This is a genomic window from Micromonospora sp. NPDC050417 (genome assembly GCF_044458865.1).
Classification (GTDB): Bacteria; Actinomycetota; Actinomycetes; order Mycobacteriales; family Micromonosporaceae; genus Micromonospora_G.
Window position 1 is genome coordinate 1 of record NZ_JBITIH010000014.1, and the last position, 24,449, is coordinate 24,449.

The window sequence follows — 24,449 nt, forward strand, 5'->3', positions numbered from 1 at the left end:
GAATTCGGGTGGATAACTCCTCGGCACGTCTCTCCTCAACGAGCGAAACGCACGAAAGTCAACCAAACCGACTCCACCGAACCCGGGGAACATCAGATCCGACTTCGCGCCGCCACGACGGGCAGGTCGCTGAGGCCGGTCCAGTTCAACGACCATCTCACCGGCGGCAGCGAGATGCCGTGCCAGGCCGGCGCCGTAGCCGCCGGACCCTTCCAACGCCCAGGCCCGCAATCCTGAATGCTGGTCAGCCAGCACGGTCAAAGCGGCGTATCCGGCTGGATCAGCGTTGACGGTGGCTCTGTCCAGAACGGCACCGGTGCGGGAATCAATCAGCGCTGCAGTGTGGGTGTCTTTGTGAGTGTCGACGCCAATGACGACCTCGGCGATGTCTGCCAGCATGGACACGCGTTCTTCTCCTTGCCCGGAGGGACGCTTGCAGGTCCCGGTCCGGTGCGGAGAAGGCAGGACTGTGATGGGACACGCCAGCCGTAATCTGGCGGTCAGGCTCCTAATCAGGCCATCGTCTCCGGCCGGGCCGGTGCCGACAGCAGCGGGCGGACAAGTCTTACTAAAGGCACGAAGCCAGTCATACCGAGAGTCACCCCCGCCGCTGCCGGCCATCAGCCGATCATGAACCGGCCAACCCGATCAAGCCTCACAGTCATACCGGGCCGGGCGACCGATCAGTCCCCAACTGGGAACTTTTCGAAAAGGTAACGGGCGGTAGAGCCGCCCCGCCTCGTCGGCCGAGCCCAGCGTCGACGCCTCGCGTCGTACGTCGGGCCGGTCCCGGCGGGCGCCGTGGTCCGGAGCTGGGCCCACATAACTTGGTCTTGTGCGCGTCCAGTTCGGTCGGTACGGTCTACAAGCCTTGTCTCGCTCATACGGGGGTAGCTGTGACATGTGGTCGATCGATGCTGCGTTTATTTGCTTGCAGCATCTGACCTCAATTCCGAAGAGATGTACTCGCAGCGGCCCGGGCAGTGGTCGCGGCAATGAGGCCGCAGGTACGGAATGAAGAACCTTCCGTGGGATCCCGCGGGCGCACTGCCGTCGCTGGTTGGGTTTTGCATGTCCGACTCCTGAGCCCCTCCCAGGGCACCACCACGCCCACTGGGCGGTACGGCCACCGTGTCCCGACTCGGCATGGTCATGCCGCACAGAACGGCGGGCAGTGTCGAATTGCTACTGATCGGAAAGGTCGTTTCGGCCGACGACCATCGGCATCGGCGGAATCGTTCCGCCACTTGTCACGAGCCTCCCGGACGAGCACCTGACGTCACCCCGACCACGTCGACGACTGCCCCTTGTGCAGCCATGTAACCGCCCATAGACGTCATCCGTCTGCCCATTTTGCCGTCCACGGAGGATGCTGTGACAGTGAAGGTAAGACGCTCCGCCCGCTTTTCCTCACGAACGTCCGTGTCCGCCTGGATACGGCGGATCGCCGCCGTGATCATCGTGGTGCTGGTCGCTGGTCTCATCCAGCCCGCGATGCCGGCCCTCGCTGAGGACGACTATGAGATTCCGGCGTACGACCCGCTGCTGTCCCGACGTACGGCCGTCTACTACATGGTCGACGGCGGTCCCTCGGTACGACGGGCGGCGGAAGCCGCACTCCTCGGCACCGAGGAGGACGTCAAGACCTTCGTCGAGTCCGGCGTCGACGAGGCGCTGATCGCCGACGCACGGGCCGCCGCCCACGTACTGGCCGGAATGGACGGTCCGGCGACGCGAGCGGGAGCCCTCCAGGCCCTGAACGGCACACCGGACGAGGTTGCCGCCTTCGTTGAGGGCGGTTGGCAGTCGGCGTGGGCGTCGGACGAGCGGATACGGGCGTACCGGCTGGTGGAATCGGGCGGTCCGACCCTGCGGTCGGCGGCCGAGCGGGCCCTCGCCGGCACCCCGACGCAGTTGACGGAGTTCCTGGCCGAGGATCGGGACGCCGCCCAGATGGCCGACGACCGGTTGGCGGCGACCCGGATGCTGACCGACGCACCGAACAACAGCGGACCGGCCCTGAATGCGGCGGCGCAGGAGGCGTTGGCAGGCCCGGCGGAGCAGTTGCGGGAGTTCCTGGAGTCGGGTCAGTTCGTGGCGCGGGCGCGGGACCAGGAGCTGGCGTCGATCCGCAGTCTGACCGAGCAGGCCAAGCAGGCGAGCGAGGCAACGGCGCGCGAGTCGTTGGCGGCGACGGAGGCGTCGATCCGGGCGGCGAACGCCGCCGAGGAGGCAAAGAATGCGGCGGAGACGGCCGCAGCGGAGACGGCCGCAGCCGGCGGCGCGGCCCAGAAGGCGTCGGCTGCGGCAGCGCGAGCAGCCGACGCGGCGGATGGTGCGGCGGACGCGGCCCGGGATGCGATCGGTGCCTCGAACGCGGCGATGCGGGCCGCCCGGGTGGCCGCGGACGCGGCCCGGAAGGCAACGACGGCGGCGTCGCTGACGGCACAGGCAGCATCGCGCGCGCAACGGGCCGCAGCGGACGCACGCACGGATGCGGGCAAGGCCGCAGCGGCACGGGTCGCGGCGCAGGAGGCCCGAAACGCGGCGGCCCGTGCACGGGAGCTGGACCAGGTCAAGGCGCAGCGGGATCTGGCGTTGGCGCAGGCGAAGGCGGCCTCCACGGCAGCGAAGGGCGCGAGCGCGAACGCCGACGCGGCGGCACGGGCGGCAAGCGACGCCAGCGGTCAGGCCGGAGTGTCGGGCGCACAGGCCCAGCGGGCGCGGGATGCGGCGGCTCGGGCCGCGAGTCAGGCCGCAGCCGCATCGCGAGCGGCGGATCGCGCGTACGTGTTGGCGGAGCGGGCGGCCCGGGAGTCGGACAAGGCGTTCACGTACGCGGCACAGGCGGCACAGCACGCGGAGGCCGCGGCGACCGCGGCGGAGGCGGCGGCCGCGGCCGCGGGTGACGCGGCGAAGGCCGCAGAGGAGTCCGCGAAACACGCGGCGGCGGCGGTGACCGCGGCGAACGTCGCGATCGAGGCGGCCAAGCAGGCCGTGGCGTTGGAGCAACTGGCCCGCCAGGAGGACCAGGACCGGCTGACGGAGGCGACCGAGCAGGGTGTGCTGGCCGCGCAGGAGGCCGTGGCGGCGGATCAGAAGCTCAACGCGGACGCGGGTGCGGTGGCGGCGTGGAATCGCAAGCTGCTGTGGGACACCGCCGAGGAGGACCGGGTGGACCCGGCCACCCGCCAGTTGATCAGCGAGGCCACCGCGCCGGGAGCGTCGGCCCAGGTAGTGCTCGACCGGGGACGCAGGGCGGCCGCCGTGCTCGCCCAGAGCAGCAGTGACTGGACTCGGACCGCAGCCCAGGAGGCCCTCGCCGGTGACGAGGTCGAGCTGCGGTCGTGGCTGGCCGAGGGACGACGGATGGCCGTCGGGCAGGACGACCGCGCCCGGGTCTGGCACTTGATCGACAGCCTGCCCGTCGGGAACGAGAAGACCGCCGCGCAGGCCGCACTGGCCGGGGACGACACGGCGGTGCAGCAGTTCCTCCGTACCCGTGCCCATGCCGGCAAGTACGCGAAGGACCGGCAGGCGATTTACTCGCTCATCGAGACGGCCGGGCCGTCCCTGCGGTCGGCGGCCGAGCGAGCCCTGGCGGGTAGCTCCCTTGACGCGCACACGTTCCTGCGCAGCGGTCAGTACCCGGCCAGGACGGCGGACGACCGGCTCGAGGTCTACCGGGTGTTGGAGGCCGGCGGTCCCGAGGTCAAGGCCGCCGGGCAGGTTGCCCTCGCCGGTCCGGCCTCCTACGTCTCCTACTTCCTCACCGCCAGCCGCTACCAGGCCGCCAAGCGGGATGCCGAGCAGGCCGCGCACGTCAAAACGGTCCAGGCGCTCATCCAGCAGGCCCAGCAGTACGGGCAGGCCGCTCTCGCCGACGCCGCCGAGGCGAACCGGGTCGCGGCCCAGGCCGCCGGAGACGCCGCCAGGGCAGCGGCCTACGCCGACGAGGCGCAGACCTCGGCCGGCCGGGCGCAGACCTTCGCCAACGAGGCATACGCGTCCGCACTCGACGCCAAGGCATCGGCAGACCAGGCCGCCCAGTCGGCCACCACCGCCCGCAACGCGGCCAACTCGGCGCAGGCCAGCGCGAACGCGGCAGCGCGGTCGGCGGCTACCGCCACCGCCGCCTCACAGCGGGCACGCAAGGACGCGGCCGGCGCGGCCCGGGCCGCGCAGGACGCCCGGCAGGCAGCCAAGGAGGCCGGGGCGGATGCCGTCGCCGCCGACATGGCCGCCAAGGACGCGGAGCGGATCTACAACACCAAGCTGAAGGAGTGGGAGGAGGCCCAGCGCAGCACCACCCCGGGTAGCGGCAGTGACGGCACCAAGACCGCGTACGAGGAACACATGACCTGGGGCTGCTTTGTCCCGGAGCCGCAGTTGACCATGGAGTGCGGCAAGGTGTACGCGAACTTCGCGGACGCGATGATCCGCCCGGCCAAGTGCAACTCCCCGGCTTTCAAGAACAGTTCGGGCTGCACGATGCTGGGCGACATCCAGGAGTTCGTGAAGGACAACGCCGAACTCATGCTGGACGTCATCGAGCTTGTCCTGACGCTCTGCGGCCTCGCCCCGGCCGTCGGTGAGGCGTGCGACGGGGTCGCCGCAGGCGTGGCGTTCGCCAGGGGTGACTGGGTCGGCGGCCTGCTCTCCGCGGGCAGCGTGGTCCCCATCCTGGGCTGGGGCACCGCCAGCGTCAAGCTCGGGGACAAGTTCCGTGGTGTCAAACGGATATTCGAGGAACTGGCGAGCAAGTGCAAAACGGGCGACAACAGCTTCGCCCCGGGTACCCTGGTGCTGCTCGCCGACGGCACCCGCAAACCAATCGAGAAACTGACCACGGGCGACGCTGTCCTCTCCACCGACCCGAAGGCCCGGATCAGCGCCCCTCGGAAGATCACCGCGACCATCACCGGCTCGGGCATCCGGGCGCTCGTCGAGATCACCGTCGACCTCGACGGCAACGCCGGTGACGCCACTGGGACCATCACCGCGACCCACAACCATCCGTTCTGGACGCCGGATTCCGGCGCCTGGACCGACGCGGACGAACTGGCGCCGGGCCAGGCACTGCTGACCGCGGAGGGGAACGAGGTCGAGGTCGAGGCCATCTCGACCCGCACCGAGCAGGCCACCGTGCACAACATCTCGGTGTACGACCTGCGCACGTACTACGTGTTCGCCGGTGAGACCCCCGTACTGGTACACAACTGCGGCAAGGTCGACGTCGACAACGGTATCTACGGCGCCCACCCCAAGGACCACATCGGCAAGTCCGACGAGGACCTCCTCGAGCGGGCAAAGAACGACCCGAAGGCGAAGGGCCGGGCGTCGAGCCTTAAGGAAGATATTGCCCAGGCGACCATCGACGCCGTGCTGGAGCCCTACCTGAAGTCCATCACGACGTGGAGCGCCAACGACAAGATCCCCGTCGGTACGGACAGGGAGTTCACGAAGGTCTTCCCAGCTGCGGTAGGCAAGATCGCGTTCGCCAACGGCGACATCAGGGACGCCTTCGAGGTCACGGTCGTGGTGAGAAAGGCGCCGAAGACGGCCGGACACAAGGGTCGCTGGGTGGTCTATATGCTCAAAATGGAGTAGGCCTCCGGGCGACACATTTCAGATCCGGTCGGTGGGACACCAGAGGAGAGCATAGTGTCGGGTCAAGAAGCAGCGGTGGCGCTTCTCGCCACGCTGCACGCTTGCCATTTCGACCTCGGCGAGTACGGCATTCGAATATGGCTTGACTACGACTTCGGTGGCGAGGCCACGCATCGCCCCTACCTGGAAACGAGCAGGACCGACGACGCGTACTGCGCGGAGATCCGAAGCTCGTTGGAGGTCGACCTCGGACCGGGGGTGGGCAACGTCTTCTATGCTCGGCTGTTGCTCTGGTTGTCCCCGACGGACGCACGGGTCGAGTCATTCGTCGAGGCTCACCTCGACCAGTCGATTGGCGAATACGGCCCCGGGTCGTACGTGCTGTACGAACGTCGGTCCGACAACCTCGACATCGACGGAGCACTACGGGCGGCCCGGGAGCACGTTGACGCCCTGCACGGAATTGAGGACTACCCGAAGACGCTCGGACTGAGCCGACGATGAACAAGAACCGGGCCCCGCTAAGGCGTGTTTCGTAAGTCAGGCCGGCGGCGGCGAGGGCATGGCGTGGCGATGATTGACAACTGAAGAGGTCTCCGGTATCTGGTTCTGCGACCAAGCAAGAACTTCATACCGGAGACCTCGTGCCCAGCGTAGCGGTGACGAGGCGGCATGACCTGACCGACAGGCAGTGGGTGGTTCTGGCTCCGCTGCTGCCTGCCGCGTCGATGACGGGTCGTCCGCCGAAGTGGGAGAAACGACAGCTGATGTTCCCCGGGTTCGGTGGAGTCGCTTCGGTTGACTTTCGTGCGTTTCGCTCGTTGGAGACAAGCGTGCCGAGGAGTTACCCACCCGAGTTCCGTCGCAAGGTTCTGGATCTACTCAAGGCCGGCCGGTCGGTGGCTGATCTGGTTCGTGATCTTCAGATCAGCGACCAGACCATCTACACCTGGCGCCGTCAGGAACTGATTGACACCGGGCAGCTACCCGGGACGACGTCCAAAGACCACGCCGAACTGGTCGCCGCACGGCGTCGTATCGCCGAGTTGGAGACCGAACTGGCGGTCCACTGCCGCGCGGCCGAACTACTCAAGGAGGCGGTGCCCCCAAAAGACCGGTACGCGACCATCAAGGCGATGGCCTCTGAGGGTTTCCCGGTCGACGTCTGCTGCCGGGTGCTGAACGTCTCCGTGTCCGGCTACTACGCCTGGCGCAACCGACCACCCTCCGCGCGAGTATTGCGGCAGGCCTGGCTCACTGAACGGATCGGTCAGATACACGCCACTTCCCGCGGCGTCTACGGCGCCCCGCGGGTTCACGCCGAACTCCGGCTCGGCCACGGCATCCTCATCGGTCACAACACCGTCGAGATGTTGATGCGTCGAGCCGGGATCAAAGGCCTGCCCAACCGCCGACGGCCCCGTCCGAAGCACCAAACGCCGACGGCGGTGGGGTCTGCTGCACCGATAGGTGACATCTGAGTTGGCTTGCCGTGGAGGCGGGCTGGAAGGATGTTGCTGCGCCCAAGCCCTGCCCTCGTGAGTTCCGTGATGACGTCGTGCGGGTGGCCCGTGATCGGGATCCAGGCGTGACGGTCGAGCAGATCGCCAGGGACTTCGGGGTTCATCCGATGACGTTGTTCAAGTGGCTGCGTCACGCTGACATCGACGCGGAGACCAAGTCTCGTGTCAGCGGCGGCGAGTCGGTTGAGCTGCGCGAAGCGCGCAAGCGGATCAAGTTGCTGGAGCGGGAGAACGAAGTCCTGCGTCGGGCCGCGGCGTATCTGTCGCAGGCGAATCTGCCGGGAAAAGGCTTTACCCGCTCGTGAACGAGCTCGCCGCCGGCGGGATCCCCGTCGCGGTGACGTGCCGGGTCTTGAACATCGCTCGACAGCCCTACTACCGGTGGCTTGCCCACCCGGTCACCGACGCCGAACTGGCCGAGGCATACCGGACGGACGCGTTGTTCGACGCACATCGTGACGACCCGGAGTTCGGCTATCGGTTCCTGGCCGACGAGGCCCGCGCGGCTGGGCGACCGATGGCCGAGTGCACCGCCTGGAGGATCTGCTCCGGCATGGGCTGGTTCAGCGCGTTCAGCCGCAAGCGGCGGCGGGGCAAGGGCGGTAGGCCGGGGCCGCCAGTGCACGATGATCTCGTCAAACGCGACTTCACCGCCGACGGTCCGAACGGATCGCTGACCTGTTCGAGGGGCTTGAGTTGGTCGAGCCCGGTGTGGTCTCGGTCAACGAGTGGAAGCCGGACCCCTCTACGCCGCCGGGCATCATCGACCAGTACTGCGTCGTCGGACGCAAGCCGTAAGGGTCCGAGCGGGGACGCCAGAGTTGTCGGTGCGGCTTCCGGTAGACAGGCTAGTCTGCCTAGGTGGCCGACGTCCCTCTGGATCCAGAAGAAGAGCGCTTCTGGCGTGCACTGCAGCGGGTGATGGTCATGTTGCCGAAAGCGCTGGACGATGACCTGGTGAGGTCGACCGGGCTGACGCTGTCCGAGTACGTGGTACTGATGCATCTCTCCGAGGCTGCGGACCGCGAGCTGAGGGTGACCGACCTGGCCTCCCTTTCGGCGCTGTCGGTCAGCCGCATCTCCCGGGTGGTGGACGCATTGACAAAGCGTGGCTGGGTGCGGAAACGGCGGCCCGCTGAGGACGCGCGGGGGAGCGTGGCCTGCTTGACGGCCGAGGGGTTCGGACGCCTGGAGGCCGCGTACCCGTTCCTTCTGAGCAGTGCCCGCAGGCGCGTGATGGATCACGTGGGCGATGACTTGATCTCACCTCTCGCGGACCAGCTCGAAGGTGTTGTCAACCACCTCGGTGAGTAGCTGTTCCTAGCTCCGCCAGTGCGGTGTCGGCACACAGGTTGTCGTACCCGTTCATGCCTCTGAAGATCGATGAGGCCCACTCGGCCTGGTGACGCACCGCCTCACGGAGCCCGTGCCGGCAGCCGGCGAGTGTCGCTCCACGGGAGCGGTCAAGTCAAGTGATGTTGGGCACCCGGGCCGGACTTGTCACCGAAACGGGTCCGCGAGATATGTTGCTTGAGCAAGCAGTTTTCTGGAACCCCACCCCGAGTGCGTGCCGAACCCGTCGCCCCCTGTGGCGCCGAGGTGCTCGTTGCGCTCGGCGCCTCAATTCCCGACGCCCAGCGCCAGATTTGGGTATTTCGTACAGAAAAGGATTAGCCGTGGCTGACGACGTCAAGCTGGCCGTTATCTACTACTCCTCCACCGGCACGGTGCACCAACTCGCCGAGGCTGTCGCTGCCGGTGCCTCCGCTGCCGGGGCGGATGTGCGACTGCTGCGCGTGGCCGAGCTTGCGCCCAGGGAGGTGGTCGCGAGCAGTCAGCCCTGGGCAACCCACGCGGCTGCGACCGAACACATCGCGCTCGCCACGCCGGAGGACGTCTTCTGGGCCGATGCCGTCGTATTCGGTTCCCCCACCCGGTTCGGCAACGTCGCCAGCCAGCTCAAGCAGTTCCTGGACACGCTCGGGGGCCTGTGGATGCAGGGCCTCCTGGCCGACAAGGTGTACAGCGGCTTCACCGCCACATCCCAACTGCACGGTGGCCAGGAGTCCACCCTGCTGGCCCTCTACAACGCCGTCTACCACTTCGGCGGAATCGTGGTGCCTCCCGGTTTCACCGACCCCATCAAGTTCGTGGACGGAAACCCCTACGGAACCGCGCACGTGAGTGGCGGGCAGGGGGAGATCCCGGTCGACGACACCGCCCGCGCCGCCGGCACCTACCAGGGCAAGCGCGTCGCGAACGTCACGAGGGCGTTGAAGGCGGGCCGTCGCGCCTGAGAACTTCCGGGCGGCGTCGCCCGGGGAGGGGTCTCGCGCGCCGTGCCGTGAGCACGCCGACAGAGACCAGCATCGAATTTTTGATCCAGAGGAGTTGCAGACCATGTCATTCCCTCAGACACACGAAGGACGCGTGGCTGTTGTCACCGGCGCCGGCCGTGGCATCGGCCAGGCCATCGCCCGCCACCTCGGCGAGCGCGGCGCAACGGTCGTCGCGGTTGATCTCGACAGTCCTGACGAAACGCTTGCGTTGCTGGAGAAGAGCGGCGGTGTGGCCGTCGGCCTCACCGCCGACGTGTCCGACCCCGGACAGACGGCAGGGGTCGGAGCAGAGGTCGCGCGCCGTTTCGGCCGGGTCGACATCCTGGTCAACAACGCCGGCATCTTTCCGTTCCGCGACATCGACGAACTCGACTACGACATGTGGCGACGCGTCATCGCGGTCAACCTCGATTCGCAGTTCCTCATGGTCAAGGCCGTACTGCCGGTGATGAAGGAGGGAGGTTGGGGTCGCATCGTGAACCTGACCTCCAACTCGATCGTCACCACGAGCCCCGGCCTGTCGCACTACATGGCGAGCAAGATGGGCAACATCGGTTTCACCCGGGGTCTGGCCAACGACCTCGCCCCGTTCGGCATCACCGTCAACGCGGTCGGCCCCACCCTCACCATCACGCCAGGCGTCCTGCAGGTTCACCCGAAGGAGGTTCTCGCGGCGGTCGCCGAGGCTCAGGCAATCAAGCGCAACGGCCAGCCGGACGACCTGGTCGGCACCGTTGCGTTCCTCACCAGCGATGATGCCAGCTTCCTCACCGGCCAGACCATCATGGCCGACGGTGGGCTCGCCCGCTGAGCCCGTAACCCCCGAGAAACCTCGTCGCGAGCGCCATCCGCAACAGCGTGGACGGCGCTCGCGACGCCGGAGCCGAGGCCGGTTCGGCGGATCCCGCAGCAGGTCGAGGGTCAGGCCCCGCGCTGGTCACGGCTCGGCGCGTACGACGTCACCTGGGCGTACGTCGGCTGTGGCCAGACCGAGCAGGACGAGAGAGGTCGTCCCGGGGCGAGCGTGGAACTCGACGAATGCCCGGGCGGTCGCGACGACACCACCGTTCCGCAGCACCTCCACCCGCTGTCCATCGCGGAGCAGCCCTCGGCCGGCGGCTGGTCCGTTGACGATCACAGGGCGACCGGTGACCGCGAACACCTCCGCGATGTCCAGCTCATAGGGGGTGTCCGGCACGGTCACCGCCTCCAATCCGGCTTTCGCCGGCCCGGAGCGCGATGCTCCGGGCCGGCGTCCTGCCGCCAGGGCCGGTTGCCGCCGGCCTTGGCAGCGGTCACGCGACGACGATGCCAGACGGGTACGACAGACAGCCGGGCGTCGTCGAAGGGGGCGAACGGGTGGGAACCTGTTCGATACCTTGTACGCGTGCCCGCCGTTGACGAGGTTGGACCAGCCCGACTGGGCATCGATTTTGGTACGTCCACCACTGTGGCGATGGTCTCCGTGCCGGGGCGTACGCCGCGCTCGTTGCTCTTCGACGGATCGCCGTTGCTGCCGTCGGCGATCTGCCTGGACCCCACCGGACGGATCCTGGTCGGCCGGGATGCCCTGCACACGGCGATGGCCCGGCCGGCGGCCTTCGAACCGCATCCGAAACAGCGGGTCGACGAGGGTACGGTGCTGCTCGGCGATACGGAGTTGGCCGTGTCGCGGTTGTTCGGGGCTGTCCTGGACCGGGTGCTGCTGGAGGCGGCGAACGTCACCGGCGACCTGCCGGAGCGGGCTCTTGAGGTGGTGGTGACCTGCCCGGCCGGGTGGGGGAGCGCCCGCCGGGCCACGTTGCTTGCCGCCGCGCCGCCGGGGACCCGGTTGGTCGAGGAGCCGGTCGCCGCCGCGCACGCGTTCGTGGACAGCGCCGGTCATGCGATTCCGGACGGCGGAACCGCGGTGGTCTACGACTTCGGCGCCGGTACGTTCGACGCGGCGGTGGTGCGGCGTACCGGGGACGGGTTCGCGGTGGTCGCGTCCCGGGGGCTGCCCGACTGCGGTGGTTTGGATCTGGACGCCGCGATCGTGGCGCACCTCGCGGCGGCGGTGCCGGATGCGGTGGTGTGGGGGCGGCTGGACGCACCGGTGACCGCGACGGATCGGCGGGCCCGGCAGCAGTTGTGGGCGAATGTCCGGGCGGCGAAGGAGATGCTGTCCCGCGCCACCACCACCCAGGTCTATCTGCCTCTGCTCGACATCGTGGTGCCGCTGGGGCGCCAGGAACTCGACGGGCTCGCCGCACCGATCCTGGATCGGACCGTCGCGGCCGTACGTGAGGTGCTGGAACTGGCCGGTGTCGGTGCGACCGCGCTCGACGCGATCTTTTTGGCGGGTGGGTCGAGTCGGATGCCGGCGGTGGTCACCCATCTGCACCGGGCGTTCGGCTTCGCCCCGGTCACCGTCGAGCAGCCGGAGCTGGCGGTCGCCGAGGGTTGCCTGCGGGCCACCGCGACGTCCACCGCCGTGTTGGCGACGACCGATGCCACGGCGACCGGGTCCGTCGGCGCCGGGGCAGCGGTCGACAACACGCCGGTAACGCTCGGGGACACGGTGGAGGTGGGCGCCGTGGCCCAGCACCGGGAACGGTTCGCCGAGCTGACCCCCAGCAGTGCCGACGATGTCGGACTCACGACGCGGACCAGTAGGCGGCTGTCTCCGTCGCGCTGGGTCCGGGCCGGCGGGGAGGCCCGAGTACGGGCCGGGCGGATCGCACTGAGCGTGGCAGCGGGAGGAGCGGTCCTGGCCCTGGTCGCGATGGTGTTCGTCGTGGTGTCCCCCGGCGGCGACGAACCCCGGGCATCGGCGCCGGGACCGTCGCCGAGTCTGTCACCGACCCCGGCCCCGACCCCATCGCCCAGCTACCCACCCGGTATCGACCCGTGCCTGCTCGGCACCTGGCGGATCACCAGCAGCCGGGTGATCGGCTATGTCGACGACATTCAGGTGCAGTACGTCGGTGGTGCCGGGGTGGTGGAGACCTATCGGGCCGACGGCACCTCCTCCGTCGACTACAGCAAGATGGAACCGAGGGTCGGCACCCTGCGCGGTGTCACCTGGTCCGAGGTGGACCGGGGCAAGGCATCCGGCACGTACTACGCCGAGAACGGGAAGATCACCGGCAACATCACCAAGTCCGACGCGGTCGGCACATTGCGCCGCAACGGCAAGATCAACGCTACCGCGCCGTTGACGTTCTTCCTCGAACCGACGACCTATCGCTGTTCGGGGGATCGCCTGATCTCCTACAGCGAGCAGGGCAACTTCTCGGACGAGGCGGTACGGATCAGCGGACCGCCGACACCGGCGCCGAGTGTGGCGGCGTCGGGCGGAAACGGGTAACTGTCTGCTGGCGGATCTCTGTAAGGTGCCTCGAATGGGTGCGATCAAACCGTGGCACGTGCTGATCCTGTCGGTCGTCTGCCTTCTGCCGCTGTTCGTTGCGACGCTGGCCGGGGTGTGGTGGGCGATGTCCCGCCGCCGCCGCAACCGTTGAGCCGGTGAGGGCCACGCGCGCCTGACCGTACGAGACGGGGAGAAAGAGCCGTGGACGTGGCACCCGGATCAGCGACCGAGGTCGCCGAGCTGACGGTGGTCCGGCACGGGCAGAGCACGGCGAACGCGGCGTTCGCGATCGCCGACGCGGCGGGGAGCACCGACAGTGGTGTCACCGGTCGCGACGCCGACATCGCGCTCTCACCACTCGGCGAGGCGCAGGCGGTCGCCCTCGGGCAGCACTTCGGTGCGCTTCCCGAGGACCGGCGACCGCAGGTGGTGATCTGTTCGCCGTACCGGCGGGCCGTGCAGAGCTGGCGACTGGCGGTGCGGGCCGCGCGGGTGGAGGGGATCCCGGACCTGCCGGAACCCTCGATCGACGAGCGGTTGCGTGACCGCGTGACGGGCGAACTGGAACTGCTCACCCGGGCCGCGATCGCCGCCCGTTTTCCGGGCGAGGTGGCCCGCCGCAGCGCGACGGACGAGTTTCACTACCGGCCGCGCGGCGGTGAGTCGTTGCTGGATGTGGCGGCCCGCCTCGGCGCACTGCTCGACGACGTACGGCGCGATCACGCCGGGGCCCGGGTGCTGCTGGTCGCCCACGATTCGGTGGTGCTGATGCTGCGTCAGCTGGTCGAGGGCCTGTCCTTGGCGGAGTTGGAGACGGTCGTACGGGCGGGACCGGTGGCGAACGCCTCGGTCACCCGGTGGACGGGCGAAACGGGACGACTCGTGCTCGCGAAGTACAACAGGGTCGTGCACCTGCCGGGGGAGTGACTCAGCTTCTCGGGGCCTGTGGGCGTAGTCCGTCGAGTGCCAGGTTGAGCACCCGTTCCAGTTGCGCTGGTTCGGTCACCTTGACCAGGGTGATTCCGCTGACCAGTCGCATCACGTCGTCGATGTTGGTGTCGGGCCGGACGACGCCGGCGGTCTGGGCGCGTGCGAGCAGCGGTTGGCCGGCGGCGTACACCTCGTCCCGGCAGCGCCGGAAGATCTCGGAGTCGTGTATCAGCTCCTCCGCCAATGCCCGTTTCGTGCCGATGTACTCCACGAGGCGGCGCAGCCAGCCGACGAGCGCGTCCCAGGGCGGCTCGCCAGCCAGGTCGGCGGCCGAGCGGGAGAGTGCTTCGACCTCGTCGATGTAGACGGCCTCGAAGAGGTCTCGGCGGGTGGGGAAGTGCCGGTAGAGGGTGCCGATGCCGACCTCGGCCCGGCGGGCGATGTCCTCCAGTGAGGTCGATACGCCGTCTTCGCCGAAGGCGGTGCGGGCCGTCGCCACCAGCTTGTCGTAGTTCCGCCGCGCGTCGGCGCGCTTCGGTCGGGTGGAGAGGGTGCCGGATGCCGGTATGGCGTTCGTCACAGCGTGTTCTCCCCACTTCCGTTGCAACCGGAGGCAACCCTCCGCTAGCTTTCTGGAGGCACCCCTCCTCTTGTTGTTCGGAGGGATCCCTCCGCATATGCTACCTCCCGTCGGAACGGGACGGAGCAGGCAGTTAGCTCGCTGACCACTGGCCGGACGACCAGTTGCCGGGCGGGCCACTGGCAACCATTCCAGCTAGTCCCCCTAAGGAAGTCCTCGTGGCATCGACCACCAGACGTACGTCCCCACAGGTGACCTTCGCCGTGCTCGGCGCCGGCGCCGGCTTCTTCGCGATGATGCAGTCGTTGATCAGCCCCGTGCTCTCCACGATCCAGCACGACCTGCACACCTCCCAGAGCACCGTGACCTGGGTGCTGACCGCCTACCTGCTCTCTGCGGCGATCTTCACACCGATCCTCGGCCGGGTCGGCGACATGATCGGCAAGGAGCGCGTGCTGGTTCTCGTCCTGGTGGGACTCGCAGTCGGCTGCCTGCTGGCCGCGATCGCACCCAACATCGGTGTGCTGATCATCGCCCGGCTCATCCAGGGCATCGGCGGCGCCGTGTTCCCACTCTCGTTCGGCATCATCCGGGACGAGTTCCCGCCGGCCCGGATGTCCTCCGCGATCGGCACGATGTCGGCCATCATCGCGGTCGGCGGCGGCCTCGGCGTCGTACTCGCCGGACCGATCGTGGGCCTGCTCGGCTACCGATGGCTGTTCTGGATTCCGCTGCTGATCGTCGGACTGACGGCGCTCGCGGCACACCGGTTCGTCCCCGAGTCGCCGGTACGCAACCGGGGCCGGATCAGCTGGCTCGCCACCGTACTCATGTCAGGGTGGCTCGTCGCGCTCCTGCTCGCGGTCAGCGAGGCGCCGAAGTGGGGCTGGCAGTCGACCAAGGTGATCGGTCTGCTGGCGGCGGCCGTCGTGATCTTCGTTGGCTGGGTCGCCACCGAGATCCGCTCAGCGAACCCGCTCATCGACATGCGGATGATGAGACTGCCTGCGGTATGGGCCACCAACCTGGTCGCGCTGCTCTTCGGCGGGGCGATGTTCGCCCTCTACGGTTTCCTCCCGCAGTTCACCCAGACCCCCGCCACGGCCGGGTACGGGTTCGGCGCGAGCGTCACCGAAGCCGGCCTGCTGATGCTGCCGATGCTGGTCACCATGTTCGCCGCAGGACTGGTCAGCGGCCGGATCGAACCGATGTTCAGCGCGAAGGCGCAGCTTATCACCGGTTCGGCCTTCAGCGTGCTGGCCTGCGCGGGGCTTGTCGTGGCACACGACGCCCGCTGGCAGCTCGGTGCCGCAGCGGCCGTCTTCGGCCTGGGTATCGGGCTGGCCTACTCGGCCATGACGAACCTGATCGTGAAGAGTGTGCCGGCCCACCACACCGGTGCCGCCGTCGGGATGAACGCCAACATCCGCACCATCGGCGGCGCGATCGGGGCCGCCCTGATGAGCAGCATCGTCACCGCCAACCTCCAGTCCAGTGGCCTGCCCCGGGAGGCCGGTTACAGCCACGGCTTCGCGATGCTCGCCGGGCTCTCGGTGGCGGCCGTCGCTGCGGCGCTGCTCGTACCGACCGTGCGTCGGACGTCCGGGCCGGCGGCCGACGTCGTGACACCGACCCCGGTGGCCTCCTCGACCCCGGTAGGTGTCGCCACCAGGTGAGCGACCGAACCCCGCCGGGCGGCCCACCTGGTCGCCCGGCCGGGCGGACGCCCACCATCCGACGCGCGCCCCGGTGTCCGTCGTTCGTGGACCGTGGCGACCGGCCCGTCGAACGGCAATCATTGACGCACCGCCGTTCGACGGGCGGCACGATCGCCGAGGAGGCCGCGATGACGGTAGAGACCACGTACCGGTCCAGGCGCGCGGCGGCGGTGGTCGGCCTGGTCGTCGCGCTCGCGGTGACACTCGGCTGCATGGGTACGCCGGGCGCCCAGCCGGGCGAGCGATCCGGGCCTGGTTCGGCCGCCCCGTCCGGCACCTCCGGTGAGCCGGTCGACGGGACCATGAGCGTCGAGGAGTTCGAGCGTGACATCGCCGGTGCCGTCCGCCTCGCCGAGCAGTACTGGCAGGAGCGTTTCACCGAGTCGGGGCAGCGGTTCGAGGCGGTCGGCCGGGTCCTCACCTACTCCCGCGCCGGCGAGATCGCCTGCGGCCAACAGGAGATCCCCCGTAACAACGCGGTCTACTGCCCCGCCGGTGACTTCATCGCCTACGACGTGAACTGGGCGGTCGCCGCCTTCCGGCAGATCGGGGACGCGTTCATCTTCTTCCTGCTCGGCCACGAGTACGCGCACGCGATCCAGGCGCGGCTCGGCATCCGGCACCAGTTCACCATCCAGGCCGAGCTGCAAGCCGACTGCATGGCCGGCGCCTACCTCGGTGACTCGGTGCAGAGCAGGCAGCTCGACCTGCAGGACGGCGACCTCGACGAGTTCCGCGCCGGTCTGGTGGCCGTCGGAGACGACCCGGACCAGCCATGGTTCGCGGAAGGGTCGCACGGCACCGCCGAGCAACGGATCGACTCGTTCTTCCGCGGCTACGACCGCTCCTTCGCCGCCTGCGACCTCACCTAGAGACACGAGGCTGGCCCTGGACAAGGTCCCCTTCGCGGCAGCGATCAATCGTGGTAGTGGCGGAGCAGGCGCAGAATGTTGCCCAGTTTCGCGACAGTGTCCGTGGGTAGGGGATCCGGATTGAAGTGCATGACGTCATTGCGAATCTCTCGGATCTCCCGCAGGCGCTCGACGAAGGTTGCGCGATCCAGGGGCCAGCACAGCTTTGCCCAGCTTTCCGGATGCTCCAGTACGCGCTGGTAGTCGCCCATCGAAAGATCGTCGAAGGAGCTGATTCCGCGCCGTCCACTGGGGTCGCAGAGAGCGATGACGTCTGTCAGTTCGAATGTCCGGGCCAGCACTCGGCGGAGCATTCGGTCGAGCTCTCCGATCCGTAGGAACGGTGTGGAGAGCCGGCCGTATTCGTGAGCAACGTCAGCTGTGGTGACGATGCCGGAGACCGCGTTCTTGGCATCGCGAACAAAAACGAAGTCGGACTTTTCCAGGGTCGGCAGGATCTCGGTCAACTCTTGGTCGTAGCGGACTTCTGGTGCCGGTACGATCGCCTCGCTGAAACTGGCGGCAGCGTTGCGATGTTGAGCCTGCGCGATCGACTGCCATGTCACCGCACCACGCAGCGAGTGTGTTCCCACCATCACCGCGAGCTGGGAGAAGTCGTTGAGTAGCATCGCGGTGATCGCCATCTCGAAGCTCGCTGTCGGTGGCACCGACATCACGCCGTCCAGCGCTGACGGGAGATTACCGACGGTGAACCCCACGTCGACCTCGTCCGTTTCGTCGAGCGTAGGTGAGGTGGCCGGCGTTGTCGCTTCCTCTTCCTCCACGGCCTCGCTCACGACATCAACTGTCGCGTCGAGCGTCACCGTGCGGAAGCTGGGGAATGTAGCCAGCCCATGGTTCGCCAGATCCGCCTCGATCCGGGAGATGTGGTCGCCGCGGTCACGCGCCCCCCAGAGCGACAAGAGTTCCCGAACCCTGATCCGTTCAGGGTTCCGGGCATCGGCGCGGGTACGCCATTCCCGCAACTGGTCGTGGATCCTGGCGACAAGCGCCTCCTCGGCACTGACCTCCTCACGGCCTGCGGGTTCGGCTGCCGCCTGCTCAAGTAGTTCCTGGCGGTACGAGTCAAGCGAGCGTTGTGAGGAGTCGACCCGCCACGCGAACCATCCGTCGACTGCTCGTATTCCTGCGGCGACGGCTGCCGCTCGGGAAGGTGACCGAAACTCCTGCCCGTCGTCCAGGCGTACCCAGCCGTTCTCCGTGACGCGGGCTCGGTGTACTTCCCCGACCCGTGGGCGGTCGAATCGCAGTACGGTGTCGGGCTTGATCAGCCCTGCGGCGATGATGTCGGCGAGCCGTACTCGGCGACCCTCGAACAGGTAGGCCGTGCGCCGCGTTCGGGCAGGGGAAAGTTGGGCTGGCATCAGTGGCTCCGGCATGGATACGCGTTGGCTGACGGTCATTGAGAGGGGTTCCGATCACCAGTCGCGCAGGCCGGCAAACTTCCGTCGTGCGCCGATCGCCTGGTCCAGCACGCGACGTACGAGTTCCTCCTTGCGAAGTCGACCCAGCTTGAGTCCGAGAACGGATCCAATCTCCCGCAGCAGGTCGTTGCCGGGCCTGATGTTGTTGAGGTAATCGGCGCCCTCGGTTTCGGTTTCGACTTGCCGTAGGTGTATGGCTATTTTTTCGGCGTCGGCCGAAGTGGGCCGCGAGGCCGCCGCCGGCGTCGGCCGGTGACGAGGTGCGGCGGATCCTGCCGGTCGCCTCGGCGCAACTGCCTTAAGTGGCGATGACGTCTCCGTCGAGGGGGATACTCGGGGTGGTGCGGCGGTTGTCGCGTGGGGGTGACCGAAGTTCGACGCCGAGCCGAGGGACGGGCGAATGATCGACAGCGTGAGATCGCCCTCGGCGAGCGCTACGAGGTCGTGGTCGCTTAGTTGGACGACGAACTCTGCCCATCGCTGTGTCACCTGGGCAAGTAGGGTCGCGTTGCTCATCTCCCCAGCGCTCCGAGGAACTCGTCAACCAGGATGCGGAACTCGATGGCGATCTCGTCGTCCTTCGGAACCCGAAGTATCGCTGGGATGCCGGCTGCGCCAGCCTCGCCGAAGACCCGTGGGCTGTTTCGGATCATCCCGCCCAACACCGGCGCCTCGGCGTTCGCCCGTACCTGTTCGATCGCGTTGTGCTGGATGGCGATCGGGTGGCCGGCGTAGGTTTGGATCATCGTGAATACCACACCAAGGATGTTGGGATCAATGGTAGGGGGAGTGTTCTCAAGTCCGGAGTCATGACCGACATACGCGTTGTACTCGTCCCGGAGATGTTCACAACTGCCGACCATGTAGCCGATGCCGAGAGTGGACAGGTAGTCCGCCCGGGCCGGGATCAGGACATGGCCGCTTGCCACGATCGCGGTCTTGGTGACCAATCCGAAGTTGGGGGCGCAGTCGATGAGGATGAGGTCGTAGTCGGCGAATGCGGGGGCGTGCAGCGCCGCGGCGAGACAGCCGTGTACCTGTAGGAACTTTCGCTTCGAACCAGCGAGAGTGGTTCCTCCGAGTTGGGCCGCGAGTTCGAGGTCGATGTTGATCAGGCCAAGATGCGACGGGATGAGGTCTAGGCGGCCTCCGTTGCCCAGGGCCGCGTTGACCCGTGGCGGGGTAACGACAAGATCGGTTAGGGCCACCTCGCGGCCCGGCTGCTCGCCGTCGTACCAGCGTTTGATGGTTCGGGTCTCGCGCAGTTCGGACTGCCACTCTTCGACCGTGTAGAAGGAAAAGGTCAAGTTGGCCTGTGGGTCAAGATCCAGTAATAGGACGCGTCGGCCGGTATTGGCAATCTCCGCACCGAGGTTCGCGGTGAGGGTTGTCTTGCCTACGCCACCCTTGTAATTCATCACGGAAACGATGGGCACAAGGAACCTCCGAGAATCGCGGCTCAGAAGGACTGCCTGAGGACGCTACTGCAGTACGCGTGAATGGCGTGCCCCGAGTGTCGTCAACTATCCGACTGTCAGGGCATGGCAAGGGGGCATAAATTGTTGAATGGTATAGTCCGCCATGGTTGTCCGATTGATGACTATCTGCGGGCCCTCGCTGGCCACTGCGGCTTCAATGAAGATCAACAAGCAGTGCTGGTCCGCTGAGGGATCTGCCACATCTCACGCTGGCGTTGCCGTAACGGGGTAGCGCGCTTGCGATGATCAGGGGACTTGCCGCACCTACCCGGGAGGACGTCCTGACTGGCCCGCACCCCGCCGCCGTGCTTTTCGACATGGACGGCACGCTCGTCGACAGCGAGAAGATCTGGGAGATCGCCCTGCACGAGCTGGCCGCGCACTACGGCGGGTCCCTCTCGGCCCCGGCCCGGCGCGCGATGATCGGTTCCAGCATGGCGAACTCGATGGCGATCATGCACGCCGACCTCGGACAGGAGTGGCGGGACGCGGCCTACGGTGCGGCCTGGCTGGAGAAGCGGGTGGCCGAGCTGTTCGTCGGCGGGTTGCCCTGGCGGCCCGGTGCGCTCGGTCTGCTGCAACTGGTCCGGGCCGCCGGGATCCCGACCGCGCTGGTCACCTCCACCGGCCGGCAACTCGTCGAGATCGCCCTGGAGACCCTCGGTCGGGACAGCTTCGACGTCGTCGTCTGCGGCGACGAGGTGACGGCCGCCAAACCCGATCCGGAGCCGTACCTGACGGCGGCGCGAATGCTCGGCGTACCGGTCAGGCGGTGCGTGGCGATCGAGGACTCACCGGCCGGGGTGGCGAGCGCGGTGGCCGCCGGTGCCGCCGTACTCGCGGTGCCGAGCGAGATCGCGCTCGACCCGGTGGAGGGCGTACACCTGTTGGAGAGCCTGACCGGCGCGGATCTGGGGCTGCTGGCCCGCCTGGTGGCCCGACTGGATCTGCCGACGTCGCCTGCCTGAGCCGTGCCGGTGTCCGGGCGACGGTGACGGGTGGCTGTTCGGGTAGTCCCAGCAGAGAGCTCGACGTACCAGAGCGTTCGTGGACCGGGCGCTGACGACACACCGTAAGGGCGGCGTCGCACGCGACGCCGCCCTTACGCCCCCGTCCCCCCGGAGCGGCTATTCGTGTGCGATCGCGCCCAGGACGTTGATCCGGGCGGCCCGGATCGCCGGCAGCACCGCCGCCACCACACCGACCAGCGCGGCCAGGCCGATCAGGACACCCAACTGGGTCCAGGGCAGCACCAGGTCGGTGATGCCCTCGTCTCGCAGTGCCCGGACCACGGCGGCACCCAGACCAGCGCCGACCACCATGCCGAGCAACGCCCCGAAGACCGAGATCACCACGGCCTCGACGGTCACCATCCACATGGTCCGCGCCCGGTTGAGCCCGATCGCCCGGAGCAACCCCAGTTCGCGGGTCCGCTCCAGCACCGACAGCGCCAGCGTGTTCACGATCCCGAGTACGGCGATCAGGATCGCCAGCGCCAACAGGATCTGGATCATCGTGAGCAGCATGTCGAACTGCCCGGTCTGCTGCTCGATGAAGGTCGCCCGGTCGGCGACCGACACCTCCGGGCTGTCCGCGAGCAGCGCCTCGACCTGCGGGAGCACCTGCCCGACCGACGCGCCCGGGTCAAGTTGCAGGTAACCCTGCGATGGCCGGGGGATCGCGAAATCCCTCGTCGCCGCCTGCGGCAGCAGGAATCCGCTGTACAGCTCCGACGCGCGGTAGATGCCGCGCACCGTGTAGGTGTGCGGCTCGCCCCGCGACAGCTGCACCGGAACCGTCGAGCCCACACTCAGGCCCAGGTCACGGGCCGTGTCCGCATCGACCAGAACCTGGTCGGGGTCAAGTGCGTCGATGCTGCCGGCGGTCGGCTTCACCCCGTAGATGTCGACCATCGCCGGCACGTCGTTCGTCGCGTTGACCCATTCCCGCTCACCGTTGACTACGGCCAGGTCGCCCCAGAAGCCGGCCACGGCCTTGACACCGGGCAGTTCCGTCGCCCGTTCCAGCACCGTCGGGTCGAAGGTCGGCGGTCGGGGCCCGGACTGCGCCCCGGAGATCACCAGGTCGGCGCTGATGGTCTCCTCGGCCAGGCCCGCGATGCTCGACTTGGCTGAGTCGAGGATGATGGTCACTCCGGTGACCAGCGCGATGCCGATCATCAGCGCTGCTGCGGTGATCGCGGTCCGACGCGGATTGCGTCCGGAGTTGAGCCGACCGAGCTTGCCCGGGACGGACCAGGAGAAGATCCGGCCGAGCAGCGACACCACCGGACGGCTGATCACCGGGGTCAGCAGCGCCACGCCGATGAACGCGAGCAGCACCCCGCCGAGGATGGTGCCGAGCACGTTGTCGCCGGCCGCACCGGTGAGCCCCAGGGCCAGCAGACCGGCGCCGAGTACGGAGACGACCGCGCCGGCCACGGTGAGGCGGGTGAGCGGGCGGTCCGGGGTGGCCACGTCCTGCATTGCCGCGATCGGCGGGATCCGGGACGCGCGCAGCGCGGGGATCAACGCGGCGATCACCGTGATCAGGATGCCGACCGCAAAGGAGCTGATCACCGCCACCGTCGGTACGCCCACACCGGCCAGTTCCAGGCCGCCGCCGAACTGCCCGAAGACGTACGCCAGCAGCGCACCGACCCCGATCCCGGCACCCAGGCCGAGGGCCGAGGCGACCAGACCGATCGCCACCGCCTCGACCAGGACCGAACGGACCACCTGCCGACCGCTGGCGCCGATCGCCCGCATCAGCGCAAGCTCGCGGGTGCGCTGGGCCACGATGATCGAGAAGGTGTTGAGGATCAGGAACGTACCGACCAGGAGCGCCACCCCGGCGAAGCCGAGCAGGATCTGGTTGAAGAAGGCGAGTCCCTCCTTCAACCCGGCCGCCGAGTCGGCGGAGAGCTGTTCACCGGTCTTCACCTCGTACCCGTCGCCGACCGAGGCGGCGACCCGGTCACGCAGGGCGGCGGGGGAGACGCCGTCCTGGGCGCGGACGCTGATGTTGGTGTAGACGTCGCGGGCGCCGAGCATGAGTTGCTGGGCGACCGGGGTGGTGAACGCCACCTCGTTGACACCGCCGAGGCTGTCCCGGTCACCGCTGTAGCCGAAGACGCCGACCAGGGTGAACTCCTGCTTCGGGGCCAGATCGACGAGAACTCCGACCCGGTCGCCGACCTTGACCTTGGCTGCCTTGGCGAGTCCCGCGTTGATCACGATCTCGGTGTCGGCGGTCGGCGCACGCCCCTCACGCAGTTTCAACAGTTCGTTCTCGCCGGTCCAGTTCTCACCCAGTTGCGGCGGACCGAAGGAGGTGACCACCTTGCCGTTGCTGCCGATCAGGCGGGCCCCGTCGGTGGCGACCACGCCGGTGGCGTCGGCGACACCCGGCACCTTCCGTACGGTCTCCAGCGCGGCGGCGGGCAGCGGCGTGGCGATCTGCTCGCCCTCGAACTCGCTCAACGCCACCTTCGGCTTGGCAGCCACGTTCACGTCCGTGGTGGCGTACGCGTCGCTGAACACCGAGTCGAAGGAACGCCCGAGGGTGTCGGTGAGGACGAACGAGCCAGCGACGAACATGACGCCCAGCACCACCGCCAGTCCGGAGAGGACCAGCCGTACCTTGCGGGCCAGCAGACTCTTCAGGGTTGCGCGCAGCATCAGTTCTCCGCCTCGGCGAGCACGTCGATCCGCTTCATCGTGTCGAGCACGGTCTCCGGGGTCGGCTCGAACAGTTCCGAGACGATGGCGCCGTCGGCGAGGAAGATGACGCGGTCGGCGTAGCTGGCGGCGACGGGGTCGTGGGTGACCATGACGATGGTTTGGTGGTGGTTGCGGACGCTGTCGCGGAGGAAGGTGAGGACTTCGGCGCCGGCGCGGGAGTCGAGGTTGCCGGTGGGTTCGTCGGCGAAGATGACGTCGGGTCGGGCGACGAGGGCGCGGGCGCAGGCGACGCGTTGTTGTTGGCCGCCGGAGAGTTGGTTGGGTCGGTGGTGGAGGCGGTCGGCGAGGCCGACGGTTTTGATGACTGTTTGGTACCAGTCGGGGTCTGGTTTACGTCCGGCGATGGAGAGGGGGAGGAGGATGTTTTCTTCTGCGGTGAGGGTGGGGAGGAGGTTGAATTGTTGGAAGATGAAGCCGACTTTGTCGCGGCGGAGTTTGGTGAGTCCGTTGTCGTTGAGTCCGGTGACGGTGGTGTTGCCGATGTGGATGGTGCCGCGGGTGACGGAGTCGAGTCCGGCGAGGCAGTGCATGAGGGTTGATTTGCCGGATCCGCTGGGTCCCATGATGGCGGTGTAGCGGCTTTGTTCGAATTCGGCGGTGACGCCGCGGAGTGCGATGACCTGTGCTTCGCCGCTGCCGTATACCTTCCATACGTCACTGGCACGCGCCGCCGCCTGCGTATTCTGGTCTATCGTCGCGGTCACTCGAATTCTCCTTCAAAGGAAAGTGTCGTTCGGCCGGGCACCTGGTCCGGCTGGCAGTTCCATCTTCGGTGCCGTCGTCGCCCGACTCGTCCGTCCGCAGGTGGAGGCGAAGCGGA

Annotated in this window: 20 protein-coding genes and 2 pseudogenes; 14 read left to right on the forward strand and 8 right to left on the reverse strand. The window is 68.0% G+C overall.

Annotated elements, in window-relative coordinates; genetic code table 11:
• Positions 1 to 399, reverse strand: a 399-nt coding sequence (locus ACIBF5_RS18850; RefSeq protein ID WP_396813589.1) for a transposase, incomplete at its 3' end; no start/stop codon positions are given.
• Between the two features lie 1,023 nt (positions 400 to 1,422).
• Here ACIBF5_RS18850 and ACIBF5_RS18855 point away from each other — a divergent pair.
• The 9 genes and pseudogenes from ACIBF5_RS18855 to ACIBF5_RS18895 all read left to right on the forward strand — a co-directional run bounded on the left by ACIBF5_RS18855 (position 1,423) and on the right by ACIBF5_RS18895 (position 10,283).
• Positions 1,423 to 5,610 (forward strand): polymorphic toxin-type HINT domain-containing protein, encoded by a 4,188-nt coding sequence (locus ACIBF5_RS18855; protein WP_396813232.1) that lies wholly within the window; start codon positions 1,423 to 1,425, stop codon positions 5,608 to 5,610.
• Positions 5,611 to 5,664: 54 nt separating this feature from the next.
• A complete protein-coding gene (locus tag ACIBF5_RS18860) occupies positions 5,665 to 6,114 on the forward strand; it encodes a hypothetical protein (RefSeq protein ID WP_396813234.1) in 450 nt (149 codons plus the stop codon).
• A gap of 140 nt (positions 6,115 to 6,254) precedes the next feature.
• Positions 6,255 to 6,380, forward strand: a pseudogene (locus tag ACIBF5_RS18865) (IS5/IS1182 family transposase); the annotation flags it as partial.
• A gap of 63 nt (positions 6,381 to 6,443) precedes the next feature.
• A complete protein-coding gene (locus ACIBF5_RS18870) occupies positions 6,444 to 7,091 on the forward strand; it encodes an IS3 family transposase (RefSeq protein WP_396813591.1) in 648 nt (215 codons plus the stop codon).
• Positions 7,092 to 7,102: 11 nt separating this feature from the next.
• Entirely contained in the window at positions 7,103 to 7,438 is a 336-nt protein-coding gene (locus tag ACIBF5_RS18875; protein ID WP_396813236.1) for a transposase, read from the forward strand.
• 343 nt (positions 7,439 to 7,781) lie between these two features.
• Positions 7,782 to 7,931 (forward strand): annotated as a pseudogene (locus tag ACIBF5_RS18880) (SAM-dependent methyltransferase); the annotation flags it as partial.
• 63 nt (positions 7,932 to 7,994) lie between these two features.
• Positions 7,995 to 8,447 (forward strand): MarR family winged helix-turn-helix transcriptional regulator, encoded by a 453-nt coding sequence (locus ACIBF5_RS18885; RefSeq protein WP_396813239.1) that lies wholly within the window; start codon positions 7,995 to 7,997, stop codon positions 8,445 to 8,447.
• Positions 8,448 to 8,809: 362 nt separating this feature from the next.
• A complete protein-coding gene (wrbA, locus tag ACIBF5_RS18890) occupies positions 8,810 to 9,430 on the forward strand; it encodes an NAD(P)H:quinone oxidoreductase (RefSeq protein WP_396813241.1) in 621 nt (206 codons plus the stop codon).
• Positions 9,431 to 9,563: 133 nt separating this feature from the next.
• Positions 9,564 to 10,283, forward strand: coding sequence for an SDR family NAD(P)-dependent oxidoreductase (locus tag ACIBF5_RS18895; RefSeq protein WP_396813243.1), 720 nt, complete (start codon positions 9,564 to 9,566; stop codon positions 10,281 to 10,283).
• A gap of 126 nt (positions 10,284 to 10,409) precedes the next feature.
• Here the strand turns inward: ACIBF5_RS18895 and ACIBF5_RS18900 are convergent, their stop codons facing one another.
• Positions 10,410 to 10,670, reverse strand: a complete 261-nt coding sequence (locus ACIBF5_RS18900) for a hypothetical protein (protein WP_396813245.1) — start codon at positions 10,668 to 10,670, stop codon at positions 10,410 to 10,412.
• Positions 10,671 to 10,859: 189 nt separating this feature from the next.
• On the opposite strand from ACIBF5_RS18900, the gene ACIBF5_RS18905 reads away from it, so the two are divergent.
• Together ACIBF5_RS18905 and ACIBF5_RS18910 are read left to right on the forward strand one after the other, a co-directional pair.
• A complete protein-coding gene (locus ACIBF5_RS18905) occupies positions 10,860 to 12,821 on the forward strand; it encodes an Hsp70 family protein (RefSeq protein ID WP_396813247.1) in 1,962 nt (653 codons plus the stop codon).
• Between the two features lie 210 nt (positions 12,822 to 13,031).
• Entirely contained in the window at positions 13,032 to 13,751 is a 720-nt protein-coding gene (locus ACIBF5_RS18910) for a histidine phosphatase family protein (RefSeq protein WP_396813249.1), read from the forward strand.
• Between the two features lies 1 nt (position 13,752).
• Here ACIBF5_RS18910 and ACIBF5_RS18915 read toward each other — a convergent pair whose 3' ends face one another.
• The gene (locus ACIBF5_RS18915; RefSeq protein WP_396813251.1) at positions 13,753 to 14,334 is read right to left on the reverse strand and encodes a TetR/AcrR family transcriptional regulator; all 582 of its coding nucleotides are present in this window, start codon (positions 14,332 to 14,334) and stop codon (positions 13,753 to 13,755) included.
• 218 nt (positions 14,335 to 14,552) lie between these two features.
• On the opposite strand from ACIBF5_RS18915, the gene ACIBF5_RS18920 reads away from it, so the two are divergent.
• Both ACIBF5_RS18920 and ACIBF5_RS18925 read left to right on the forward strand, forming a co-directional pair.
• Complete coding sequence (locus tag ACIBF5_RS18920; protein ID WP_396813253.1) at positions 14,553 to 16,010, forward strand: MFS transporter; 1,458 nt, start codon at positions 14,553 to 14,555, stop codon at positions 16,008 to 16,010.
• Between the two features lie 170 nt (positions 16,011 to 16,180).
• Positions 16,181 to 16,924: a neutral zinc metallopeptidase gene (locus ACIBF5_RS18925; RefSeq protein ID WP_396813255.1), complete on the forward strand. Its 744-nt coding sequence runs from the start codon at positions 16,181 to 16,183 to the stop codon at positions 16,922 to 16,924.
• Between the two features lie 44 nt (positions 16,925 to 16,968).
• Here ACIBF5_RS18925 and ACIBF5_RS18930 read toward each other — a convergent pair whose 3' ends face one another.
• Genes ACIBF5_RS18930 through ACIBF5_RS18940 form a run of 3 tightly spaced genes read right to left on the reverse strand, consistent with a single transcriptional unit; the run spans position 16,969 to position 19,826 of the window.
• Positions 16,969 to 18,363, reverse strand: a complete 1,395-nt coding sequence (locus ACIBF5_RS18930; RefSeq protein ID WP_396813257.1) for a hypothetical protein — start codon at positions 18,361 to 18,363, stop codon at positions 16,969 to 16,971.
• Positions 18,364 to 18,402: 39 nt separating this feature from the next.
• Positions 18,403 to 18,924: a hypothetical protein gene (locus ACIBF5_RS18935; protein ID WP_396813259.1), complete on the reverse strand. Its 522-nt coding sequence runs from the start codon at positions 18,922 to 18,924 to the stop codon at positions 18,403 to 18,405.
• Positions 18,921 to 19,826 (reverse strand): ParA family protein, encoded by a 906-nt coding sequence (locus ACIBF5_RS18940; protein WP_396813261.1) that lies wholly within the window; start codon positions 19,824 to 19,826, stop codon positions 18,921 to 18,923. The genes ACIBF5_RS18935 and ACIBF5_RS18940 overlap by 4 nt, the downstream gene beginning before the upstream one ends.
• Positions 19,827 to 20,191: 365 nt before the next feature.
• Between ACIBF5_RS18940 and ACIBF5_RS18945 the strand changes: the two genes are divergently transcribed.
• Complete coding sequence (locus tag ACIBF5_RS18945; protein WP_396813593.1) at positions 20,192 to 20,854, forward strand: HAD family hydrolase; 663 nt, start codon at positions 20,192 to 20,194, stop codon at positions 20,852 to 20,854.
• Between the two features lie 159 nt (positions 20,855 to 21,013).
• Here the strand turns inward: ACIBF5_RS18945 and ACIBF5_RS18950 are convergent, their stop codons facing one another.
• Both ACIBF5_RS18950 and ACIBF5_RS18955 read right to left on the reverse strand, forming a co-directional pair.
• Complete coding sequence (locus ACIBF5_RS18950) at positions 21,014 to 23,566, reverse strand: ABC transporter permease (protein WP_396813263.1); 2,553 nt, start codon at positions 23,564 to 23,566, stop codon at positions 21,014 to 21,016.
• On the reverse strand, positions 23,566 to 24,333 hold the full coding sequence (locus tag ACIBF5_RS18955; RefSeq protein WP_121160550.1) for an ABC transporter ATP-binding protein: 768 nt from the start codon (positions 24,331 to 24,333) through the stop codon (positions 23,566 to 23,568). Before ACIBF5_RS18955 ends, ACIBF5_RS18950 begins: the two co-directional genes overlap by 1 nt.
• Positions 24,334 to 24,449 lie beyond the last annotated feature (116 nt).

Coding starts and splice junctions, on each gene's coding strand:
- ACIBF5_RS18930 (WP_396813257.1), bottom strand. CDS start 18,363: ATGCCGGAGCCACTGATGCCAGCCCAACTTTCCCCTGCCCGAACGCGG.
- ACIBF5_RS18940 (WP_396813261.1), bottom strand. CDS start 19,826: ATGAATTACAAGGGTGGCGTAGGCAAGACAACCCTCACCGCGAACCTC.
- ACIBF5_RS18950 (WP_396813263.1), bottom strand. CDS start 23,566: ATGCTGCGCGCAACCCTGAAGAGTCTGCTGGCCCGCAAGGTACGGCTG.
- ACIBF5_RS18925 (WP_396813255.1), top strand. CDS start 16,181: ATGACGGTAGAGACCACGTACCGGTCCAGGCGCGCGGCGGCGGTGGTC.
- ACIBF5_RS18935 (WP_396813259.1), bottom strand. CDS start 18,924: ATGAGCAACGCGACCCTACTTGCCCAGGTGACACAGCGATGGGCAGAG.